General features: G+C 49.2%; 22 protein-coding genes and 1 pseudogene. All 23 read left to right on the top strand.

Annotated elements, in window-relative coordinates; translation table 11 throughout:
* Nucleotides 1-177: 177 nt before the first annotated feature.
* The 23 genes and pseudogenes from Selli1_RS11210 (at nt 178) to Selli1_RS11320 (ending at nt 21,636) form a co-directional block, all read left to right on the top strand.
* Nucleotides 178-450: a hypothetical protein gene (locus Selli1_RS11210; protein WP_281873038.1), complete on the top strand. Its 273-nt coding sequence runs from the start codon at nt 178-180 to the stop codon at nt 448-450.
* Nucleotides 404-1,144 carry a class B sortase gene (locus tag Selli1_RS11215; RefSeq protein WP_281873039.1) on the top strand — a complete coding sequence of 247 codons (741 nt, stop codon included), beginning with the start codon at nt 404-406 and terminating at the stop codon, nt 1,142-1,144. Before Selli1_RS11210 ends, Selli1_RS11215 begins: the two co-directional genes overlap by 47 nt.
* A gap of 80 nt (nt 1,145-1,224) precedes the next feature.
* Complete coding sequence (locus tag Selli1_RS11220) at nt 1,225-2,739, top strand: DUF6788 family protein (protein ID WP_330616918.1); 1,515 nt, start codon at nt 1,225-1,227, stop codon at nt 2,737-2,739.
* A gap of 140 nt (nt 2,740-2,879) precedes the next feature.
* Nucleotides 2,880-4,715, top strand: a complete 1,836-nt coding sequence (locus Selli1_RS11225; RefSeq protein ID WP_281873040.1) for a VirB4 family type IV secretion system protein — start codon at nt 2,880-2,882, stop codon at nt 4,713-4,715.
* A 470-nt stretch (nt 4,716-5,185) separates the two neighbouring features.
* Nucleotides 5,186-5,662: pseudogene (locus Selli1_RS18555) on the top strand (CHAP domain-containing protein); the annotation flags it as partial.
* 9 nt (nt 5,663-5,671) lie between these two features.
* Complete coding sequence (locus Selli1_RS11235) at nt 5,672-5,893, top strand: DUF5348 domain-containing protein (protein ID WP_281844953.1); 222 nt, start codon at nt 5,672-5,674, stop codon at nt 5,891-5,893.
* A gap of 12 nt (nt 5,894-5,905) precedes the next feature.
* Nucleotides 5,906-6,328, top strand: coding sequence for a hypothetical protein (locus Selli1_RS11240; RefSeq protein WP_281873041.1), 423 nt, complete (start codon nt 5,906-5,908; stop codon nt 6,326-6,328).
* 18 nt (nt 6,329-6,346) lie between these two features.
* The gene (locus Selli1_RS11245) at nt 6,347-6,655 is read left to right on the top strand and encodes a hypothetical protein (RefSeq protein WP_281844950.1); all 309 of its coding nucleotides are present in this window, start codon (nt 6,347-6,349) and stop codon (nt 6,653-6,655) included.
* Between the two features lie 129 nt (nt 6,656-6,784).
* The gene (locus tag Selli1_RS11250) at nt 6,785-7,834 is read left to right on the top strand and encodes a DUF6329 domain-containing protein (protein ID WP_281844949.1); all 1,050 of its coding nucleotides are present in this window, start codon (nt 6,785-6,787) and stop codon (nt 7,832-7,834) included.
* An 11-nt stretch (nt 7,835-7,845) separates the two neighbouring features.
* Nucleotides 7,846-8,106 carry a DUF6103 family protein gene (locus Selli1_RS11255; protein WP_281844948.1) on the top strand — a complete coding sequence of 87 codons (261 nt, stop codon included), beginning with the start codon at nt 7,846-7,848 and terminating at the stop codon, nt 8,104-8,106.
* An 88-nt stretch (nt 8,107-8,194) separates the two neighbouring features.
* Complete coding sequence (locus Selli1_RS18790; protein WP_281844984.1) at nt 8,195-9,835, top strand: DNA cytosine methyltransferase; 1,641 nt, start codon at nt 8,195-8,197, stop codon at nt 9,833-9,835.
* Between the two features lie 23 nt (nt 9,836-9,858).
* The gene (locus Selli1_RS11265) at nt 9,859-10,542 is read left to right on the top strand and encodes a hypothetical protein (protein ID WP_281844946.1); all 684 of its coding nucleotides are present in this window, start codon (nt 9,859-9,861) and stop codon (nt 10,540-10,542) included.
* A 403-nt stretch (nt 10,543-10,945) separates the two neighbouring features.
* The gene (locus Selli1_RS11270) at nt 10,946-11,383 is read left to right on the top strand and encodes a hypothetical protein (protein WP_281844945.1); all 438 of its coding nucleotides are present in this window, start codon (nt 10,946-10,948) and stop codon (nt 11,381-11,383) included.
* Nucleotides 11,384-11,482: 99 nt separating this feature from the next.
* A complete protein-coding gene (locus Selli1_RS11275) occupies nt 11,483-12,508 on the top strand; it encodes a toll/interleukin-1 receptor domain-containing protein (protein ID WP_281873043.1) in 1,026 nt (341 codons plus the stop codon).
* 231 nt (nt 12,509-12,739) lie between these two features.
* A complete protein-coding gene (locus Selli1_RS11280) occupies nt 12,740-13,393 on the top strand; it encodes a GNAT family N-acetyltransferase (protein ID WP_281844943.1) in 654 nt (217 codons plus the stop codon).
* A complete protein-coding gene (locus Selli1_RS11285) occupies nt 13,374-14,078 on the top strand; it encodes an L-2-amino-thiazoline-4-carboxylic acid hydrolase (protein ID WP_022789868.1) in 705 nt (234 codons plus the stop codon). The genes Selli1_RS11280 and Selli1_RS11285 overlap by 20 nt, the downstream gene beginning before the upstream one ends.
* Nucleotides 14,066-14,938 carry an acyl-CoA thioester hydrolase/BAAT C-terminal domain-containing protein gene (locus Selli1_RS11290; RefSeq protein ID WP_022789869.1) on the top strand — a complete coding sequence of 291 codons (873 nt, stop codon included), beginning with the start codon at nt 14,066-14,068 and terminating at the stop codon, nt 14,936-14,938. The genes Selli1_RS11285 and Selli1_RS11290 overlap by 13 nt, the downstream gene beginning before the upstream one ends.
* A 2-nt stretch (nt 14,939-14,940) precedes the next feature.
* On the top strand, nt 14,941-15,426 hold the full coding sequence (locus tag Selli1_RS11295; RefSeq protein WP_281844937.1) for a hypothetical protein: 486 nt from the start codon (nt 14,941-14,943) through the stop codon (nt 15,424-15,426).
* Between the two features lie 102 nt (nt 15,427-15,528).
* Nucleotides 15,529-18,684 (top strand): MobP3 family relaxase, encoded by a 3,156-nt coding sequence (gene mobP3 / locus Selli1_RS11300; protein ID WP_281844936.1) that lies wholly within the window; start codon nt 15,529-15,531, stop codon nt 18,682-18,684.
* A 120-nt stretch (nt 18,685-18,804) separates the two neighbouring features.
* Complete coding sequence (locus Selli1_RS11305; protein WP_281844934.1) at nt 18,805-19,383, top strand: TetR/AcrR family transcriptional regulator; 579 nt, start codon at nt 18,805-18,807, stop codon at nt 19,381-19,383.
* 110 nt (nt 19,384-19,493) lie between these two features.
* Entirely contained in the window at nt 19,494-20,108 is a 615-nt protein-coding gene (locus Selli1_RS11310) for a class I SAM-dependent methyltransferase (RefSeq protein ID WP_281844932.1), read from the top strand.
* Nucleotides 20,109-20,112: 4 nt separating this feature from the next.
* Entirely contained in the window at nt 20,113-20,718 is a 606-nt protein-coding gene (locus tag Selli1_RS11315; protein ID WP_281844930.1) for a class I SAM-dependent methyltransferase, read from the top strand.
* Between the two features lie 12 nt (nt 20,719-20,730).
* Nucleotides 20,731-21,636, top strand: coding sequence for an alpha/beta hydrolase (locus Selli1_RS11320; RefSeq protein WP_281844928.1), 906 nt, complete (start codon nt 20,731-20,733; stop codon nt 21,634-21,636).
* The last annotated feature ends 12 nt before the right edge of the window (nt 21,637-21,648 follow it).

The following is a 21,648-nucleotide window of genomic DNA, read 5'->3' on the forward strand; positions in this document are numbered from 1 at the left end:
AATGGTCTTTAAAAATGGTTTGTAATATATTCATAAGTCTATTATGCAGGAAAAACACATAAAAAGAAACCCCCAATTCCCCCATGAATGGGGGCTAGGGGGCTGAAGTGTCGAAGACACTTTTTTATGGGAAAAATCCCCCTATCCTACAAGCTATAAGGAAAGGAGGTCATATCCATGAACACCAAGATCTGCTATCTATATCGGGATGCAGGTAACTATAAGGTTCATAATGAGTGCGTTATCCAGGGGGAATTATCCAAGGAGCAAATCCAAAGCATTCTTGATTGCTGTGACATGGGGGAATATTTTATCCCAAGACAGGTCGGGATGCCGGAAAGGAGATTCGATGAGTATGATACCGAGGTCGATCATTGCTGGTTTGAAATCAGCGAAGATGGGTTTGAGCGCACAAATCAGCCTGCTGTCGGTTTTCATGGCGGGCCATGACCTGTGGAGGCAGAAACAGGCGCAGGATACTTTCGAGGATCTGGCGGAGCTGGTAACTGCGCCGGAAGATCCGAAGGAATCACAGGCGGAATCCTCTGCGCCGGAGGAATCTGCAGAAACCCAGGAGCCGCAGGAGGAACAGAGAAATCTCTCCTTATTATTCGAGCAGAACGCAGACTGCATCGGCTGGATCTGCATCCCAGGCACAGCGGTGGACTATCCGCTGATGCACACCCCGGAGGATTCTGAAAAATATCTTCGGAAGGATTTCTATGGGGCGTACAGCATAAATGGCGTCCCTTTCCTGGATGGCCGGTGCAGCCTGGAGAGCGCAAACTTAATCATCTATGGCCACAACATGAAGAATGGCACCATGTTCGGGAGCCTGAAAAACTATACGGATGCCAGTTACTATGCCGAGCATCCCACCATTGAGTTGGAAACTGTTGCTGGCAAAGCACTCTATACCATTTTTTCTGTGATGAAGGTGCAGAAGGAGGATGCCTGGTACCGTTTCCTTACCGTGGATACAGAAACGGATTTCCTGCACCAGATCCGCTACGCCAGGGAGTGTTCCCTCTATGACACCGGGATCATCCCGGCGTATGGCCAGCAGCTCCTCACCCTGTCTACCTGTTACGGTTCATCCGGCGGGGATGGGCGTCTGCTCATTGTGGCTGCGAAAACAGGATGATTTTGTTCTGCGATTTGTACCGTCTCATTGACAAAGGGGGTTAAAAAAGGGTATAATCCATTTGAGATGGAGGGCGGTCAATGGAAAAACAAGAGCTTCTGGAACAAATTGCAAAGCTGAAGGCTCAGATCAATGAGCTTCCAAAAGGATATATCTCCAGAAAAACCATCAATAACAAGACATACTATTATCATCAATGGTCAGAGAGCGGCGTCAAGCAGAGCCGGTATCTGCATGACGAGGAAATCGAACCTCTGGCTGAAAAGATGGAACAGAGGAAAACGCTGCAGGCACAGCTTCGCAGCCTGAAAAACAGGCCGGAAACATCTGGCAGAAAGCGAAATGAGGTGAACAGCTTGAAGTGTACCCTGATGCATAAACGGATCGCCGTGGCGGAGATGGAGTTGGATGACGCCACCGGCTTGATACAAAAGATCAGTACGGTCTATGCGCCGGAGCATTTTCCCGTGGGAATCACAGTAAAAAAAGGTGCTGCTGACCGGGCGGCGTTAAACGAGTGGTGGACAGACCGGTCTATCCCGGCCAGCCGATCCGGAGTCCGGGAGGCGCTGGAAACCCTGGAGATCACCAGTACAAAAATGCTTCTGGTGCGCTGTTATGGACTGAGCCTTTCGGATCAGTATTGGATCTGTCCGGAAGGTTCCAGTCTGACTTGGGAAACGATCAACTTTTTTGACAATGATTTCTCAGACGATATCGGAGACGTCCTGTTCGGGGCGGATAAGAAAGCGGATGCTTTGGATTTTTCTTCCCCGGATAATACTTCGGACGGGAACTTGAAAAAACGATGGAAGATCATAGACGGGAAACGATGTCTGGTAAAAGGCGGCAGCAACCCGTTCCGACAGCAGCCCTTTAATGAGGTCATTGCCGCCGGGATCATGGAACGCCTTAGCATCCCCCACATACCGTATGAGGTTACCTGGAACAAAGGCGCACCTTACAGTGTGTGTGAAGATTTTGTTACAAGGGATACGGAATTGGTTCCGGCATGGCGCATCCTCAAGACGCAGAAAAAAAGCAACAGCGTCTCGGTGTATCAGCATTTTGTCAACTGCTGTGAAGGGCTTGGCATCCATGATGCTGTTCCCTTCCTGGACCGCATGATCGTGCTGGATTATATTATCGCCAATGAGGACCGGCATTTTAATAATTTCGGTATGCTGCGGGAGGCTGAAACTCTGAAATGGATCGGTTTTGCACCGATTTATGACAGCGGCTCTTCCCTGGGCTATGATAAGATGCCCATGCAGATACGCTCGGAGAAAGATGTGGTCTGCAAGCCCTTTAAAAACCACCATGCAGAGCAATTAAAGCTGGTGTCTGACTTTAGCTGGATTGATTTTGACCGGCTGGAAGATGTGGATGAGCTGATCGAGAGTGTGCTGACAGCAGAAGGAACGGAGGACTATATAGATGAAATCCGTATCCGTGCCATCACAGGATCAGTCAAACGGAGAATCGAGTATCTTTCCCAGCTTGCCATAAGCCAGATACCGGTGCAGGAACATTCTACGGAGGATGATGTGGAGGAAAATATTGCCGCAGATTATGCACCAAAAATGGATCTGTAATCACGCAGTCTGTGATACCGTCACAGCTTATCGATACAAAAATCAAACAACGTAACAATTATCAGTCGTTTTGCGGAAGCAGAGCGGCTGTTTTTTCTTGCCTCTTTTGTTCCCGCAAAGCGGCGGCAAGGAGGTAAGAAATGTTCAAACGAAAACCCAAGGTGCTGACACCGGAGCAGATGGAAGAAATCCGCACCAAGGACTTCTTCGACTGCATCCTGCCGGGTACCATCAAGTTCCTTTCCGACCACTATATCGTTGGAGACAGTTACCGCTGCGTGTGGGCCATCCGGGAATACCCACCCTCCACCGAGGAACAGGCCATCCTTTCCCAGCTTGCTGACCGCAATGGCGTAACGCTTCGGATCTACCACCGGCTGGTGGAGGCCATGGAACAGAGGAAGATCCTGCAGAACGCCACCCGGAAGAACAAGCTGATGAGTACCGGCAGCGATGTGAATGAAACCATTGAGGCTGAAGGGAATCTGCAGGATGTGGTGGAACTTCTGGCCAATCTTCGGAAAAACAAGGAATCGCTTCTCCATTGCTCCGTGTTCATTGAGCTGAAAGCAAAGGGCATGGATGCTTTAAAGGAGCTGCAGTCAGAGATCGCTATGGAGCTGACTCGCTCCAAGATAACGGTTGACCGGCTCACTCTCCGACAGAAGGAAGGATATCTTTCTGTTCTGCCTGTGGGGGCCAATCAGTTCGGGGCGCAGTTCGAGCGTGTGCTGCCCGCCAGCTCCGTGGCCAATCTGTATCCCTTTAACTTTTCCGGAAAGACCGATCCCCGTGGCATCTACCTGGGCCGGGATAAGTATGGAACCAACATCCTGGTGGACTTTGACCGGCGCAGCGAGGATAAGACCACCAGCAATATCCTGATCCTGGGCAACTCCGGTCAGGGGAAATCCTATCTCTTAAAGCTGATCCTGACCAACTTAAGAGAAGCAGGAAAACTCATCATCGCCCTGGATGTGGAGGCGGAATACGAGGAACTGACAGAGGCCCTGGGCGGCTGCTATATCGATTTCATGAGCGGTGAGTACATCGTCAATCCCTTAGAGCCAAAGGCATGGGGCGATGGCACGGAAGGCGAAATCGACGCTACCACACCGCTGGCCTTCCGGAAAGTGACCAGGCTCTCCCAGCACATCGCCTACCTGAAGGACTTCTTCCGGGCCTATAAAGATTTCACGGATGTGCAGATCGACACCATTGAGATCCTGCTGGCCAAGCTGTATGCCCGGTTCGGCATTACCGACAGCACGGACTACAGCTCCAAAAAGCCTACGGACTTCCCTATCATGGAGGACTTCTATAAGCTGTGCGAGGAAGAATTCATGACCTACGATAAGCAGCGGAAGTACCTGTACACAGAGGAAACCCTCCAGCAGGTATGCCTGGGCATCCACTCCATGTGCGTAGGATCGGAAAGCAAGTATTTCAATGGATACACCAACATCACGGACGATGCCTTTTTATGCTTTGGCGTGAAAGGGCTGATGGACACCAACCGCAGGCTGAAGGATGCCATGCTCTTCAATCTGCTTTCTTTTATGTCCAACCAGCTCCTGGACAAAGGGAATACCGCAGCCGCCATCGATGAGCTGTATATGTACCTGACCAACCTGACCTCCATCGAGTATATCCGAAACGCTATGAAGCGTGTCCGGAAGAAGGAGTCAGCGATCATCATCGCCAGCCAGAACATCAATGACTTCCTGATGCCGGAGGTCTGCGAGATGACGAAACCGCTGTTTTCCATCCCCACCCATCAGTTCCTCTTTAACCCCGGTCAGATCAACCCCGCAGAGTTTATGGATGCCCTCCAGGTGGAGCCATCGGAGTTTGAACTGATTAAATATCCGGAGCGAGGCACCTGCCTGTATCGGTGCGGGATTGAACGGTATCTTTTACAGGTCATTGCGCCGGACTATAAATCGGCCATCTTCGGAAAGGCCGGAGGCCGATGAGCGCCACTGTGGGGGCGGCGCTTAAAAAGATTGCCGTATCCCTTCTCACAGACAAAAAGGTACTCAAGGTGGTGGGCGGGATCGTTCTGGGCATCATTATCATCATTGTGATGCCTATCGTGGCCATCGTCTCCATCTTCAACGGTACCATTGAATTTGATACCGCAGAGCTTCAGCAGATGGTGGAACAGAACCTCTCCGCCGAGGAAATCGCCAAGCTCCAGGGCGTGGAGGATACCATGTACGCCATCGAGGATGCCATGACCGCCGCCGGTTATGACTGGCAGAAAGTAAGGGAGGCCCAGGTACTCTATGTAACTGCCCTCTATGAATTTTCCTTTGAGCCGGATTTCGTGAATAAGCTGGTGGGCTGCTTTGCGCCGGATCAGACGGACGAGCAGCTCATTGCCGCTGTCAACGCCGCCTTCGGAACGGACATCGATGCGGCAGAGTTTACCCAGCTTATGGTGGGCGTCAACCAGGAGATCGTCTCCGTGGCCCAGTCGCAGATCGGCAATGAGGGCGGGCAGCCCTACTGGAGCTGGTACGGATTTGAATCCCGTGTGGAATGGTGCGCCTGCTTCGTTTCCTGGTGCGCCGATCAGTGCGGTTACATTGACCGTGGTATCTGCCCCAAGTTCTCCCTCTGCTCCGATGGCGTCAATTGGTTCCAGCAGAGAAACCAATGGCTGGCGGGAACAGAAACCCCGTCCCCCGGTATGATCATCTTCTTTGATTGGGCGGACAATGGGCAGGATGGCGTGTCCGACCATGTGGGGATCGTAGCCAGCGTGGAGAATGGAACCGTCCACACCATCGAAGGAAACTCCGGGGATGCCTGCAGGGAACGCTCCTACAGCGTGGGCTATTATGAGATCCTGGGCTATGGCGTTCTGCAGGTAGGCGACGAAACTGACAACAGTAACAATGAAACACCAACACAATAGGAGGATGTTATGGATCGAAAAAGACATGGAACCCTGATTTACGATAAGGAAAGTGGGCGTTATGATATCCGTTTTTCCCTGGAGCATTACTATGGCGGACTTCACTGCGGGGAATGCTTTGATGTCCTTATCGGCAGCCGGTGGGTGCCTACCCGCATTGAAATGGATGAACGATGGTACCTGGTCGGCGTAAAAACAGATCATCTTGCGGGGCTTCGAGTACGGATGTAAGGAAGGATCAAAATGAGATATGAAGATTTTACTGCCTATTTGAATTCCATCCGTCCTGGCAGCGACGCTACTGCAGCAAGATGGCTGGAATGGGCGAAAGAATTGGAAGGAATGGATAGCAGCGGATATGAATTACCGAAAGGCGCATATAAAACAGCGGAAAATTTCCTTCAGGAGTTCTCCCGGCAGCTCCAAAAAATCCAAGAACGACACGGGGATGAAATTGCAGGACAAGTCATTTCCCTTGCGGATATCCCGGTCTGCCCCTTCCCTTGGGAAATGAGATTGGCTGCGGAGCATCTGGCCAATGGAGGGAACCTTTCTGATATCGAACAGATGGAACGAGAAGGAACGCTTGAAGATGGTCAGTATCCTAACGACATTCCTGAAAATGATCGTGATGTTAATAGCGAAGATATCCAATTTCAAATGTAAAGAAATGGAGCAAACCACATGAATAAGAAAAAACAATTCATGCTCAAAGAGATTGCAAATGCACTCGTCCAGGAAGGAATCCAGCGCACCACCACAGGAACGTGGTCAGTAAGTTTTCAGGAAATCCGGGAACGGTTTGGGCTTGACCTCTTCGCCGACAGTGATGCCGGAAGGTTGATCGTGATTGCGTTAAAGCAGGAAGAAGAAATCAATGAGCTGATTATGACAGAGGATCATATCGAAATGTCTTACCATCTGGAATACTGTCCGGCCTGTAATCAGGGCGGCGCATCCGGCATGGGGAGTGTATTCTCTGCTGGGCTGTAATATCTACGTTGACCATCTCCTCCAGGGGAATGAAGGCGTACCAGAGAATCCATCAGAACCGGATGCAGCCAAGGAACAGACTGAGGACATGACATCGGATCTTGTTATGCGGTAAAGGAGGTGACAGGAATGGATCTCTATGCTTTTTTCCATCGCAAGGATGAAGAAATCCGCTCTCAGCATTGTGTGGTAGAGAAAGTGTTGGAGCTGTCTGAAAGCGAGTATGCCCGCTTCTACCAATCACCGCTGGCGGAGTATGATTTTATTGTCAAACACCGTGGAGTCATGCGTCAGGATGCGGACGGAACCCGGCACTGCCTGTTGGTGCTGGGAGAAAACCAGGAGGATGGTATCCTCGTTGACGCAGAAGGCTATGACTATGCCCGCTACCATGCTTTTCTTCCCAAGGCCCGCCAACTTTATCTTCTGGATCAGTACCCTACAATAGCAAAATTCAATCAGGAGATGGCGGAAATGGCGGAACAATACACACAAAAAGCCATCATCGACCAGCAGAGCGGAATGTACCGGATACTGACAGATGAGCTGGCATTGGATAAAGTTGAAACCCAGCTTCTCGTTGGAATGCTGGAGGATCGCCCGGAGATTGCGTATCTGGATGACCTGGGCGATGAGCTGTGCATCAAGCTGAACCCGGAATATGCTCATGAAGAAAAAGAACTTCCCCGGCTCAGCCAGGAGGACGTCGATGTGATTTGCGCCAAACATGTCCTCTGGCTTCACGATGCAGGCGGCGAACAGGCTGACTTCTCCGGATACGATCTGTCCGGACTGAATCTGAGCCATCGGAATCTGAACAGCGCCATCTTCGCAGGAGCCAGAATGTATGAAACGAATCTGGCGCAGACGGAGCTGTGCTTCTCTGATTTTACAGAGGCAACCTTGTTCTCCTGTGATCTCAAGGGCGTCACTGCTGAGGAAACATGCTTTAAAAAGATGGTGGCTGATGGCTGCACCTCCCGGGGAGCCATCTTTACCCACAGCAACTTTTCCGGCGCACTGATCCAGAGCTGCCGCATGGAACAGACCGACTGGACGAACTGCTGTACAGACAGTACTGTGTTCCATCAGACACCCATGGGGCAGGCAAAAATGATTCATGTAAGTGAGGACAAGCAGGACTGGAGCCAAGACTCCGGGCCTGCTCTTTCCATGTGAAGGAGGAACCTATGAAGAAAACCAATGTAACAATTTCTTTTGATGAAGAAAAGCTGACTGCGCTCCGGCTCTACATGGAGCAGAAAGATCTGCAGCTTGAAGATGAGCTAACCAAAGCCATGGAAGGATTCTATGGCAAACATGTCCCGTCCAATGTGCGGGATTTTATTGAGATGCGCTCCAGCGAACCAGCAGATCCTGCGCCCAGAGTAAGGCGGCCCAGACCGGAGAAAAAAGAACAGACACCGACAGCTGCGGGAGGGAATCCTTAACAACGCATCTGAAAGACCAATGAATAACGAATCGTGAGGTGATTGACATGCGAAAAGTTCTGTAATAGGAAAATCAACGGGAATCAGACTGCGGCTTGGGAGCCTGTTCGATGGGATTGGCGGTTTTCCTTTATCTGCTGTCCGGAACGGAATCCTTCCGATATGGGCCAGTGAAATAGAACCTTTTCCGATCCAGGTGACCAGGCAGCGGTTCCCGGAGACGCTCCATGTGGGCGATATTACGAAATTAAAAGGGGCGGAACTTCCGGCTGTAGATATCATTACGGGCGGATCACCCTGTCAGGATCTGAGCATCGCGGGAAAGCGCGCAGGCTTGTCCGGGGAGCGTTCCGGACTATTTATGGAGCAGATCCGGATCGTAAAGGAGATGAGAAAGACAGATGCAAAAAGACAACGAGGAAATGAAACAGTTAACCCTTGCGGAATTGTTCCCCGATTCATGGTGTGGGAAAACGTCCCCGGAGCATTCTCATCTTCAAACGGAGAAGATTTCAGAGCGGTCCTGGAGGAAATCTGCAGGATCGCCGACCATACCATATCTGTTCCTCGACCTCCGGCCGGGAGGTGGAAATCTGCTGGGGCCATATTGGGAAGTGGATTCTCTGTCGCTTGGAGAGTCCTGGACGCTCAATACTGGGGAGTCCCCCAGAGACGTAAGAGAATCTTTCTTGTCGCAGATTTTGGAGGAACATCCGCCCCGGAAATATTATTTAAGCAGGAAAGCCTGCCTGGGTATTCTGCGGAGATCAGCAGAACGGGGCAAGGAGCTTCCGGAGATACTCAAAAAAGCACTGGAGATCCAGGCGGGGATCAAATAGGTCAGGAAGGATTCATGGCTTTCCATATTAATCAAAGAGAGGAAACGATTAACCTGGGCCATGTTTCCGGCGCATTGATGGCAACAAGAAATATGCAGATGCAGACCTTTATCGCCGGATTCCCTGACCAGCAGAAAGAGCCGACTCTCTGCCTGAACGATCAGGGCGGCCAGGTGATGGACTGCAGTGTAGATGTGGCAGGAACACTTCGGGCGCAGATGTCCGGTCATCCTCCGCTGGTTTTTGATAACCATGGGCAGGATCTCCGATTCACCGGCCCCGTTGAAAAAGCACAGGCGGTAACTGCATCATACGGGATGGGAGGCAATACGCAATCCCTGGTACTATTTGAAAACCACGGGATCGATGGACGTTATACCGGACCGCTGCCGGTATCCCCGACACTGTCAGCCAGAAGCGGCACAGGTGGCAATAATCTTCCTCTGATCGCGGAGGAACCGGACAGCTATTGTATTGCCGGGAATATCATTGACCGGCAGAGTAAAAATGGCGGGAATGGGTTTGGCTATCAGGAAGATATCAGTTACACCCTGAATACAACAGACCGGCATGCAGTCTATAGCCGCCAGCGAGTGGATGAATTCCAGGAAAGCAAAGTCGCTGGCACAGAAAGCGCCAGACAATATAAAGATGCAACTGACCTAATCTGCCAGCCTGAGGTAAACAGAAATCTAATCCGCCGTCTCACTCCTCTGGAGTGTGAGCGGCTGCAGGGTTTCCCGGATGGCTGGACTTTGATCGATGGGGCATCTGACTCGCCAAGGTATAAAGCCCTGGGCAATAGTGTGGCAATCCCGTGTGTTACTTTTGTTCTGCGTGGGATTGTTCTGATTATGGAGAAAGAGTTTGCAGAGAAACAGAAAAACTGAATCGAAGATTGGAGGCATAACCAATGAATGATATCGATGTTACCGTATATTTTAACGAGTATCGGCTCGCTGCTCTGGACGAGATCCTGACTGATCAGGGGCGTACCATCGAAGGTGTGCTGCGGAAATGTTTTGAAGAAACCTATGCGTCTCTCGTCCCGGAAGAAAAGCGTGAGGAAATCGAAACACTGATCTGTCAGGAAGAAGCGAAAGCACAACGTGAGGCTGAAGCTGCCAGACGATTTGCTGTGATCCATTTCCATGAGGACGGGGATGATTTTCATTTCACTTCCGACCTGCGAAACAACTTCTACAGTGCGGCTTATCTCTATCGGAATTTTATGCGGGAGAATGAGGGCAGGCTGACCTTGGACAGTCTGGCGCTTTCTTTTGGAGAACATCAGCCTATTGATGACCTGACCTTCTCTGTCTTATGCACCGCTATGGAGCATGATGATCGAATTACCGCGCTCCTGGAATTTGATTTTGACGATGGAACGATCAGCGTAAAAGAGCAGGGCGATCCGGAGTGGCGGGCTTATCGTCTGAAAGATGTTTCTACTGCGGTCTACCGTGCTGAGCGCAAATCTACAATCCCAATAGCAGCAAAAGAGCTGATCTTCGAAGAAGCATTGCGGGATCGTGAGATTGACTGGCATTCTCCCGAACAGGCAGAAGAAACAACGCCGCCGGTTCAGGAGATGTGATGCGAAAAGGAACACCCCTGTGAGCCGCCTGTCGACCCCGTGTTGCGATTTTGTGGGCGAGGTCGAGGAAGTTATCCCTCCCCGCTGGTTTACGAGACGTTTGCGCCCCGTGTGAAGACAGGCTCCGCCCATGGAAAAGCAACGGTTCCCCGTGCGGATACAGGGTCGAAAATCAAGCAGGAGAAAGGGGCGGTGCCGCATGGCGGCCCCGCCCCAGCTCACTGTGTCCGGCAGAGCCGGCCACTTCAAGGCATTCCGCCGATTTCGAAAGAAATAGCATTACGGTGCCGGATTTGGGAAAAAGGTTCCTGGTCAGGTGCTTCCATTCCCTGAGAACCAGAGGTTTCAAGGAATGTTACGGTGCTTTGGCAGGTTCCTATGAATAAGAAGGAGGATTTCAGACATGCAGGATACAGAGGCAAAAAAGAAAGAAATCAAACGCCGCTTCCAGCTCTGGATCAGGCCATCCACCCTGGAGTTGGCGGACACTCTCTATAAAAAAGACAACTGCGACAGTAAGAGCGAGTTCATTGAAAAGGCTGTCATTTTTTATGCGGGATATCTTTCCGCAGAGGACAACAAAATCTATCTCCCCAATATCGTCACATCCACACTGAAAAGCATTGTGGCGGAGAGCGATCACCGGCAGAACCGGATGATCTTCAAGCTGGCTGTGGAGCTGGCGGTGATGATGAATGTGGTCGCGGCGAATAACAACATCGATCCGGTGTCACTGGAACGCTTGCGGGGAGAATGTGTCAAGGAGGTCAAAAGGCTGAATGGCTCCTTCTCTTTTGATGATGCGGTGAGCTGGCAGAAGGGATGGGAGGAAGACGAGTGAAATGGATAAAGTAGATTACAATTTAACGTACAGTATGATATAATAATTTTCAAGTTGTTTGGAAAAGAGAATGAGAAAAATATGTAGAAGGAGATGCATATGGAGAATAGAATTGTTATTTCCGATGAGGCAGAAAGTGTGTTGAAAGAGATAGTAGATAATGAGAAAGTATCGGATTATTGGAAAAATAGATTTGAAAATTTAAGTAATCGAGATGATACGATTCTCAGAGGCTGTTTTAAGGAATTAAGAGAATCTGGTTTGATACATGTTCAATGGGGAGATAACTATCCTTATCAAATACAAATCCTTAAAGATAGTTATTTGTATGAGGAAAAGAAAGAGCAAGAAAGAAGATTAGGCATGTCGCAATTTGAAAAGGAACTACATGATTTATTAAAAAGAACAGAAAGCATTCAACCTCCGGCTAATGCAGCAGCGGGGGATTTTGATTTACATAAGTATAATCAGCCAAGTGAGGATTGGATAAATGATTTTGAAATTTTTTATAACAAATATTTGAAAGAACATGCTCTTGGTTCAAGAATTAAAACTATTTTATTTCATCGTAACTTAGGCGCATATAGGCAACTTGTATCGTGTCTTAAAAGTATTAGTAAGGATCAGGAATTTATTGATAAAATGAATGGTATCGAAAAAACAACGGTTCCCGTATACCAAGCCAATATGCTTCCAGAATATGATGTTTTTCTTTCTCATGCCAACAAGGACAAAGCTGATCTCGTAGATGAGTTGAATGATTCTCTTGAAAAACTTGGCGTGAAAATATTTTATGATAAAAAATCTCTTGAATGGGGAGATAAATGGAAAGACCGTATTTTAGATGGAACGAAAAAAGCTGAATTTGCTATTATTGTAATTTCTGAAAATTTCTTTGATCGTGAATGGACAGAAAAGGAACTGAATGAATTCCTGAATAGGCAAAATAGAAATGGACAGAAATTGATATTGCCGATTGTTCACAATATTACTAACGAAGATTTAAGGAAGAAGTATCCCTCGGTTGCAGATATTCAAGCTATAGATTCTAAAGAATATTCTTGTGATGAAATTGCTTTACTCTTTGCTCGACAACTGATTAAACGATTGAAGGCTCAAAACTAGTATCAGCCTATTATATATATAATATATATAAGGGAATATAGTATCCCGGCAGGAAATCTCTTACGAGGTCTCCTGCTTTTTCTTTACTCTAAAACGGAAGGAGGATTCTCATGATCCGTCTTGTCACTATCAAATGATTAACAGGTAAAAAAGGAATTGCAGTCCCATATATCTTCTGATATAATATTAGTTAGTTATCACTAACCTATTTGCGCATAGGAGGGTACATCCATGTTTACTGTTCGTCCATATAAGGAAGAAGATGCTGCGGCCTGCAGGGATTGCTTCTACGAAGGATTCTTTTCATGCTCTGTGGATCAGAACGATAAAATACTTTTGCGTGACTACGCACAGATCCTGATTGAAAAATGCAATTTCACCTATGTTGCGGAAACGGAGGATCATCAGGTCGTAGGATTCATCTGTGGAAAATATGATAAGCGTTTCAGCAAGGCTCTGGCAGCTCAGTATGAGACAAAAAAGCACTATGGCCGTTGGTGTAAAATGTTCCTCAAGTTCTATCTGAAAAGATATAAAATGTCAGCACCATTCCAGAAGCAGTTTGATGCCTTTTTCCGTCAGCTACAGGAAAGGGATAAGGAAACCGTTGGGAAATGCGATCTGGAACTCGTTGCCCTTTCGTCCAGAAGGAATTACAGAAAGGGGTTGGGAACCGCATTGGTCACACAATTTTTGAATCGGGCAAAAGCTGATGGAGCAGATCGTGTGCGGCTTTTTACGAACACTCTTGCATCGTGGGAGTTTTATGAAAAACGTGGATTTAAGAAAGTGGCAGAGAAGCCCTTTCAGGATGGCTCTGGCAATCAGTCCCTCGTTTATGAGTACGTTTTGAAGGAGAATGAATATGAAAAACACCATCTGTGAAAAACTGATGTGGTCAGCGATGACACCTGCTATTTTCAAATATATCGCAGCCAATTGCAAAAATACGGATACATTCAGGGTGAAGAAGAAATCGCGTAAAAACTTTAAAGATATGTTGGCGAGGACACCCGACATAGGCGGTTTTACGAAAAATCCTCTGCGAATCTGTCTTTCCGGCGGAATTGTCTGGATGGCAGTTTATAAGGCAATGGATGGGGCGATGAGCCATGAGCAGTTCGGGGAAATGGTGACAGCCACGATGCAGGCGTCGCTCATTAAAAAAGCTTTCGGGAGTAAAAATCCATTTGATATGGAATATCAAAAAAAGAAAGTCAAGAAGGACAGAATTGCAAATGCCATATCCGACAGCGAATTCAACTGGATGACGGAGACGATTCCCGGAAGGGATGCAGACGAATACACCATCAACTATCACAGGTGCGGCCTGTGTGCGCTTGGAAAACAGGAGCATTTGGAAGAACTGATACCCTATATGTGTGCCATGGATTTTATTTCTGCTGATCTCATGGGCGGCGTGTTATACAGGACAGGTACACTTGCAGAGGGCGCAGAAAAGTGTGATTTCTATGTTTGCAAAAAGGACTCTAAATGGGATAAAGAAAGAAAATACGGACAGCAATCCAAGCTGCAAAAACAGGGAGAGTTGGGAAAGTGGAATATGTGACGGTTGCACAGGAGGGCTTCTATGGACTTTATCATGTCCCTGTTAAGGATCATGATCCCAAAAAGGTCGTCATCGTAGTAGGCGGCAGCGAAGGGAATGAAAATATCCCGATGAATGTGGGTGCTATGTTTGCCAGGTGCGGCATCGCCGCGTTAGGTATTTGTTACTGGAACGTAGACGGGCTGCCGAAAGAACTGGTTCGGGTGCCTGTCGATCCATTTGAAAAAGCGATCCTGTGGCTGAAAAACAAAGGATATGAAAAGATTATCATGTATGGCATTTCAAAAGGCGCTGAACTGGTATTGCTTTGCGCTTCTCTTATGCCGGATATCTGCGGCGTTGTTGCCCTCTCCCCGATCCACTGTATATGGGGAGGCATGTACGGGAATAAAAGCATGGCATCGAAAACTTTTTCATCTGCCTCCGAATTCACATACAGGGGAAAAGATTTTCCGTGTATGACAGCGCATCTGAAATATGGGCCGGCAATCCGGAACCTCATCCTCCATCAGCAGTTCGAGTTATCCTACATCTACGAAGAACCGCTGAAACATTTTGATGAGGATACAGCCATTCATGTGGAGAACATTCAGGGAAACATTTTATTTATTTACGCAAAGGAAGATCTCATGTGGCCCAGCAAAGAGGCGGTGGCATATATGGTAAACCGTCTGGAAAAACACCGATTTGCTTTCCGGGTGGATGTCCTGGAATATGAAAAAGCAAGCCACATTCTTGTTCCATTAAATCCATCTAAGCTGAAAATGTTTAAAATTGAGAGACAATATCCGGAAGATTGCAGGCGCAGCCGTGAAGACGCTTTCCATAAAACGATAAAATGGATATCGGAGGTAAAGTGAATATGGCGGTCATGATAGAAAGTCTGATTGGTATCTTATTATTCACAGTTCTGATTGTGTCACTGACGCTGAAAAATCCCCTTACCTCAGTGGGAGATTATCCCCCGGCCATACGGGAGAAATGTATGGAATTAGGATTGATCGAAAAAAGAGAACAACGCTTTACCAGGGCAGATATCCTCCGAAAGGGGATCGCCCTGCTTGCTTTTGTGTTCATCTTCGCTGTTGTCCTGAAACAGTTTAATGGAGCGGATACATTCTGGAAAGGGTTTCGGGATTCCTACCTGATCTGGCTGATCATTGATTGGTATGACGCTCTTGTTCTTGACTGCATCTGGTTTTGTCATTCAAAAAAAGTCAGGATACCAGGCACAGAGAATATGGAAGAATATAAGGACTATCGTTTTCATATCAGGCAGTCCTGTATTGGTATGCTTCTTGGACTGCCAGCTTGTCTTGCAGTGGGAGTGATTACAGCAATCCTCTGATCCGCCATCAAATGATATAGAACAGAATATGATTCGCATCCGGCAGGAAATCTCTTTCGAGGTCTCCTGCTTTTTCTTTACTCAAACGGAAGGAGGTTCCCCATGGCCCGTCTGGTTACCAAATTTAAGTACCTGAAGCCGGATCAGGAAAAGCCCATCGGCGGGTATGCCACCTACATCGCCACCCGTGAAGGTGTGGAGAAGATCGATGAGTCTTTCAAGCTGGCTCCCGCAACAGTGAAACAACAAAAGCTCATCGAAAAGCTCCTGCGGGATTTCCCGGATAGTGCCACGATGCTGGAGTATGAGGACTACCAGAGAGAAAAGACCGTAGGAGTTGCCTCTGAATTTATCACCCGTGCCATTGAGGATAATGCCCATGAGATCCTGAACCAGAGAACCTATGCCGACTACATCGGCACCCGGCCTGGTGCGGAACGGTTTGGCAGCCATGGGATGTTCACGGATGATGGTGTCCAGGTCAAGCTGAAAGAGGTATCCCAGGAGCTGAACGCTCATCAGGGAAATGTGTGGACGCTTATCATTTCTCTGCGCCGGGAGGATGCGGAGTGCCTTGGTTTCAATACCGGCATCCGATGGCGGGATATGCTTCGGACGCAGACGCAGGCCCTGGCGGACAGCCTGAAGATCCCCATGGATCATCTGAAATGGTATGCTGCCTTTCACAATGAGAGCCATCATCCCCACATCCATCTGCTGGCGTACTCTACCGTCGAGAATGAAGGTTTCCTTACCAAACAGGGTGTGGCAAAGATGCGGTCTTCCCTGGCCAAAGATATCTTTGAGCAGGATCTGCTCTGCATTTATGAAAAGCAGACGGTTCAAAGGGATGAGCTGCGCCTGCACAGCAAGGAGCTGATCGTAGAGATTGTCTCCCACATCAATGCCGGAACCTATGATAATCCCAAGGTAGAGGAACTGCTCCTGCGTTTGGCTGACCGGCTTTCTAAAACTAAAGGGAAAAAGGTCTATGGCTACCTGAAAGCGGATGTGAAAGCGTTGGTGGATGCCATCGTGGATGAGCTGGTGGCAGATGAAAAGATTGCCGCTCTTTACAATCTGTGGTACGAACAGAAAGAAGAAGCACTCCAGGTCTATACAGAAGCACTTCCACAGCGAGTGCCGCTCTCACAGAATAAAGAATTTAAGCCCATCAAGAATGCAGTCATACAGGAGGCCCTGGGTCTTCATGCTGACCGGCAGGATGTGGAGGAACCGGCTCAGGCCGATGCTCCTGATTTGGAAATGCCAGAAGCTCCGGAACCAGATTCTCAGGCGGACGATCCCATCGAGCCAGATCTGCCTCCCGCCTTTCGCTCTTATTCTGGCGGAAGGGGCCGGAAGAAAGATACCTGGTGGACGGATGAATATAAGGCGGCCCGTGCCTTCCTCTATGGCACGAAGACATCCAAACCGGATTTTGAACAGGCTCTGGCCGCTCTGAAGAAAGAAGCTCTGCGTGGCAATGGTTTTGCCATGCATGATCTTGGCAAAATGGTTCTGGCCGGTCTTGGCTGTGAAAAGGAGGAAGAACAGGCACAGGAATGGTTCCGAAAAGCATTCTCTGCTTTCTGCGCCAGAGAGCCAAAGGAGGAAAAGCCAGGGTATCTCCGATACCGGATCGGCAAGATGTACGCCTTCGGCTATGGCGTGGATCAGAACTATCTGAAAGCTGCCGAGTGGTATGAAAAATCGGTTGCAGAGGGAAATCCCTTCGTTGCCTATGCCTTGGGCAGTCTGTATCACCGAGGCCAAGGCGTGGATCAGGATGAAGAAAAAGCGTTTGATCTGTTTACCATGGCGGCCACAGATGAGAATAAGCCGAATGCCTATGCTCAGTATGAGCTGCTCTATTATTTGGATAATTTCTATGAGACGCTTGTTCGGTATGACAACGGTGAAATTATCCCCGGTCTTGCAGAAAAATGGGAAGTGAGTTCGGATGCTCTTACCTATACTTTCACATTGAAACGGGGAATCAAGTTTTCAGATGGTGAAGAGCTCAATGCGGAGGTTGTAAAACTCAATTTTGATAATATGCCAGCTATTTTAGGAGATTCCAACGGGGTCTTCGGCCTTACCAGCACGTTGATGGATGAAGTGACTGTTGTGGACGAATATACTGTGGCAGTCAAGCTAACAACACCATATTACGGTGCTTTGCAGGACTTCACATTGCCCTTGCCCATGGGAATCATGTCTCCCAATGCGTTCAATGAAGATGGATCACTTTCTGAGTCTGTTAAAACTCAAACCATGGGTTCCGGGCCATATATGTACAATGGTCAAAAGGAAAATGATGTATATACCTTTGTTCGCAACCCGTACTATGACCGAGGGGGGCCTGATGTGGACATTTTCCATGTGAAGGTGATTCCTGATAATGATGCCAAGCTGCTGGCCCTCCGCAACGGAGAGGTTGATATGCTTCTTTCTGCAAATAACATGAGCTACGATGCTTATCAGGAGTTGAGCCAGGATACTTCTTTCGGCACATTGACTTCTGATGCAGTCATTCAGACGCGGATTCTGGGAATTAACCCTGTGTCACAGCCGTTTGAGGACGTAGAGATTCGGCAGTCAGTCAATTACGCTATCAATAAAGAGTCGATTTGCCAGAATATCTTTAGTGGCGTGGAGGTTCCAGCAGAATCGGTAATGGACCCTGCTCTCCCATATTGCGATATAGACACTGGTTCCTATCATTATTCGCCAGAACAGGCAGTTAAACTGTTAGAAGATGCAGGCTGGCTCGACGTTGATGGGGATGGCGTCCGTGAAAAAGATGGGGTTAAATTGAGTACATCCATCTCCTGCAGCAGCGATCTTGCCATGCTGGAGGACGTAACCGCTGCTGTTGCCGAGGATTTGAAAGCGGTTGGATTTGAAGTTACAACATCGAGCAAAGAGACCATGACCTATTATCAGGATGTGAACCGTGGAGAATATGGGATAGGCATTGGCATTACATTTAATATTCCCATGGACCCCTTCCAGTTTATCGCGAACCTACGACGAGAGCCAATGCGTGACAATATGGTAGCACAGGGGTTGCAGAGTTTGTCTGGTTCGGACGCGCTGATCAACAGCCTTTATTCCATGGCAAATGACTCTAATTTTGATAGAAACCCGTTAAGGGGGTGCAATTACGGTTTGGAGGGGGGTGCATTTTTGATTTTAGGGGGGTGCAGTACTTTGCCAAAGGAAGAGGAGCGCCTTCATGAAATAATGTGTTAAGGAAAAATAATTTTTTGTTAAAATGCGTATGTTTTCTCTACATCCCTTGCAAACCAGAAAAAAGCGCGGTATAATATGACCAAAAGAACCGAAATGGTCATATTTAAGGAGGGTGCGACCTTGGCTTTTACCGATTACGAGACTGAGCAGCTCCGCAAGGCGTTGCTGAAGGAAACGAGACATTGTGCTGTCACGCTGGGGATGAAGAAAACCTCCGTAGAGCAGCTGACGAAGGCGGTCGGCATTGCAAAGGGTTCGTTCTATAAATTCTACGAATCCAAGGAAATGCTTTTCTTCGCGGTTTTGGAGAACATTCACTCCGAGCTTTACGGAGTGGCTGACCATGCACTGAGCGAAACTGACGGCTTGCCGCCGTCGGAGCGTGCGGCAAAGGCGGTTCTTGCCGTCTGCTGGCGGCTGTCCGATACCGGCGACATGGTTTTCATTGAACATGACGCCAAGTTGCTTTTACAGAGATTGCCGGAGGGCGTCAAAAAGGAACATTACCACGATGACGAGACGCACATTCGTCTGCTTCTGGAAAAATATGGCCTTGTTCCTAAACGGGGGATTTCACTTGCCGCCGCGACAGTACGCGGACTGATTCTGACCGTCTCACACAAGGAGCAAATAGGAGGACTGTACCCGCAGGTGCTGGAAACGCTGGTGTACGGCGCTTGCAGGGAGTTATTTAAATAAGCGGAAGGCCGCAGAGATGCGGCTTTTCCAAGACACAATGGTTAGCACCATCTAACCTACCGGATGCACGCGTCGGTTAGGTTAATCTAACATTGAAAGGAATGATAGCGATGCAGGAACACAAGAATTTCTGGGACAAAAATGCCGGACGTTACGACCGCTTTATGCGAAAGGATCGGGCAGCATATGACGAGATGTATGTGCTGATCCGGCTGGTTGTAAAAGCCAAGACGGTGTTGGAGCTGGCGACCGGCACGGGATTGATCGCAAAACACATTGTAAACGCGGCGGCGCACATCGAGGCGACGGATGCCTCCCCGGAGATGATCGCCGAGGCGAAGCGGGATAACCGCTCGGCAAAGCTGCACTTCTCCGTGCAGGATATGTTCCGCCTGCCCTATGCAAACCAGTCCTTTAATGTAGTGATCGTGTCCAACGCGCTGCATATCGTGCCGCAGCCGGAAAAAGCCCTGCAAGAGATAAAACGGGTACTGAAAGACGACGGCACGCTCATCGCGCCGACCTTCACCCACGCGGGAAACTCGTTTTCCGGCAAGGTCAAAGCCTTTTTCATGAAGCTGGCAGGCTTTCCTCTCCACAGCAAGTGGACGAGCGCGGAATACCTGCGCTTCCTACGACAAAACGGCTGGACGGTGCGGAAAAGCGCTGTTCTAAAGGCGTCCTTCCCGCTGACCTATGCGGAATGTGTGAAATCGGAGGTGTGATAAGATGTCATTTTTTGAGAACACCAGAAAGCCTGTGGGGCTTAGCGGGAAAATCATGGTCGCCATGATGAACCTGGGGCACAGTCCCGTGGCACGGTGGGGACTTCGCTTTTTGGAGCTTACTCCGGACGCCAAGGTGCTGGACTGCGGCTGCGGCGGAGGGGCGAACATCAAGAGACTTCTGAAAAAATGCCCGGAGGGTATTGTCAAGGGCATTGACTATTCCCCAGTCAGTGTGGAGAAATCCAAAAAGGTCAACGAGGCCGCCATAGCGGAGGGCCGCTGCACCGTTCTGCAAGGCAGCGTGGCGGATATGATCTTTGCAGGCAACTGGTTCGATGCGGTAACGGCCTTTGAAACCGTCTATTTCTGGCCCGATCTGCCGCAGTGCTTCCGGGAGGTTTACCGGGTGCTGAAGCCCGGCGGGACATTACTCATCTGCAACGAAAGCAACGGCGATACGGACAAGGACAAGAGGTGGACGGAGATTATCGGCGGCATGACCATCTACAAGGACGCCGAGCTGAAGACGTATCTGGAGCAGGCGGGCTTTCACGATATGCAGATACACAAAAAGAAAAGCTGGCTCTGCATCACGGCGCGGAAATGAGGGAGCTAAATCATGAGTATCTTTGCATCTATCTTACGCAGCGTATACAAGCTCTCCGGCGCGAAAAAGGCGTTTGCCTTGCCGGAGGATGCACTGCGAAAGGAAATTGAAAAGCAGAACCGGCATCGTGGCGTTTTTACGCCCACCGACCGCAAGGCATATTATGAAACGATCGCGGTAAACGGCTTTCCCTGCCTGATCGTGCGAGAGCATCCGAAGCCGACCGAGCGCGCGATTCTCTATTTCTTTGGCGGCGGCATGGTGATCGGCCCCGATAAGGGCGACCTGCCTGTGATGCGCAAGCTCTGCCGCGAGACCGGCTGTGATGTGTGGTTTCCGTTTTACCCGCTCTGCATGGAACACTGCATTACTGAAACATACGCGATGGTGTACGAATGTTATCGAAAAATGATTGCACTGTATGGCGGCGGAAATGTCAGTACTTGCGGCTTTTCCTCCGGCGGTGCGCTGGCTTTGGGGATCGCGGCGCATAACAACGCCCAGCCAGAGCCGCTGCCGCAGCCGAGGCACATTGTCGCCGTATCCCCCGGCGAGGTGCCGTGGAACGATGCGGAAAGGGCGCGGATGCAGGCGCTCAATGAAAGGGACGTTTCCATCGACTATGCCTTCATGGTGACGGTGGAGAAGTTCATGCGGCACGACTGTGAGAATGTGCCGGACTATATGCCTTCCGGCTCTCGGGGAGATTTTACCGGCGTAGGCGATATCCACTTCTTCTATTCTGCCGACGAGGTGCTCTATGGCGCATTGCCGGACTTTGAGGAAGCCTGCAAACGGGCAAATGTCCCCTATACGGTGTCCGCCCGCCCGAAGATGGTGCATTGCTACTGTATGCTACCGATCTTCAAGGAGGCAAAGGAGGACTTTGCGAAAATCGTGGACATTTTGAAAAAATGAGATCGGAAGCGG

This window comes from Sellimonas catena (genome assembly GCF_027924685.1).
Classification (GTDB): domain Bacteria; phylum Bacillota; class Clostridia; order Lachnospirales; family Lachnospiraceae; genus Sellimonas; species Sellimonas catena.

Coding starts and splice junctions, on each gene's coding strand:
- Selli1_RS11210 (WP_281873038.1), top strand. CDS start 178: ATGAACACCAAGATCTGCTATCTATATCGGGATGCAGGTAACTATAAG.
- Selli1_RS11315 (WP_281844930.1), top strand. CDS start 20,113: ATGTCATTTTTTGAGAACACCAGAAAGCCTGTGGGGCTTAGCGGGAAA.
- mobP3 (WP_281844936.1), top strand. CDS start 15,529: ATGGCCCGTCTGGTTACCAAATTTAAGTACCTGAAGCCGGATCAGGAA.
- Selli1_RS11250 (WP_281844949.1), top strand. CDS start 6,785: ATGGATCTCTATGCTTTTTTCCATCGCAAGGATGAAGAAATCCGCTCT.
- Selli1_RS11280 (WP_281844943.1), top strand. CDS start 12,740: ATGTTTACTGTTCGTCCATATAAGGAAGAAGATGCTGCGGCCTGCAGG.
- Selli1_RS11270 (WP_281844945.1), top strand. CDS start 10,946: ATGCAGGATACAGAGGCAAAAAAGAAAGAAATCAAACGCCGCTTCCAG.
- Selli1_RS11310 (WP_281844932.1), top strand. CDS start 19,494: ATGCAGGAACACAAGAATTTCTGGGACAAAAATGCCGGACGTTACGAC.
- Selli1_RS11240 (WP_281873041.1), top strand. CDS start 5,906: ATGAGATATGAAGATTTTACTGCCTATTTGAATTCCATCCGTCCTGGC.
- Selli1_RS11295 (WP_281844937.1), top strand. CDS start 14,941: ATGGCGGTCATGATAGAAAGTCTGATTGGTATCTTATTATTCACAGTT.
- Selli1_RS11235 (WP_281844953.1), top strand. CDS start 5,672: ATGGATCGAAAAAGACATGGAACCCTGATTTACGATAAGGAAAGTGGG.
- Selli1_RS11285 (WP_022789868.1), top strand. CDS start 13,374: ATGAAAAACACCATCTGTGAAAAACTGATGTGGTCAGCGATGACACCT.
- Selli1_RS11320 (WP_281844928.1), top strand. CDS start 20,731: ATGAGTATCTTTGCATCTATCTTACGCAGCGTATACAAGCTCTCCGGC.
- Selli1_RS11255 (WP_281844948.1), top strand. CDS start 7,846: ATGAAGAAAACCAATGTAACAATTTCTTTTGATGAAGAAAAGCTGACT.
- Selli1_RS11275 (WP_281873043.1), top strand. CDS start 11,483: ATGGAGAATAGAATTGTTATTTCCGATGAGGCAGAAAGTGTGTTGAAA.
- Selli1_RS11225 (WP_281873040.1), top strand. CDS start 2,880: ATGTTCAAACGAAAACCCAAGGTGCTGACACCGGAGCAGATGGAAGAA.
- Selli1_RS11245 (WP_281844950.1), top strand. CDS start 6,347: ATGAATAAGAAAAAACAATTCATGCTCAAAGAGATTGCAAATGCACTC.
- Selli1_RS11220 (WP_330616918.1), top strand. CDS start 1,225: ATGGAAAAACAAGAGCTTCTGGAACAAATTGCAAAGCTGAAGGCTCAG.
- Selli1_RS11265 (WP_281844946.1), top strand. CDS start 9,859: ATGAATGATATCGATGTTACCGTATATTTTAACGAGTATCGGCTCGCT.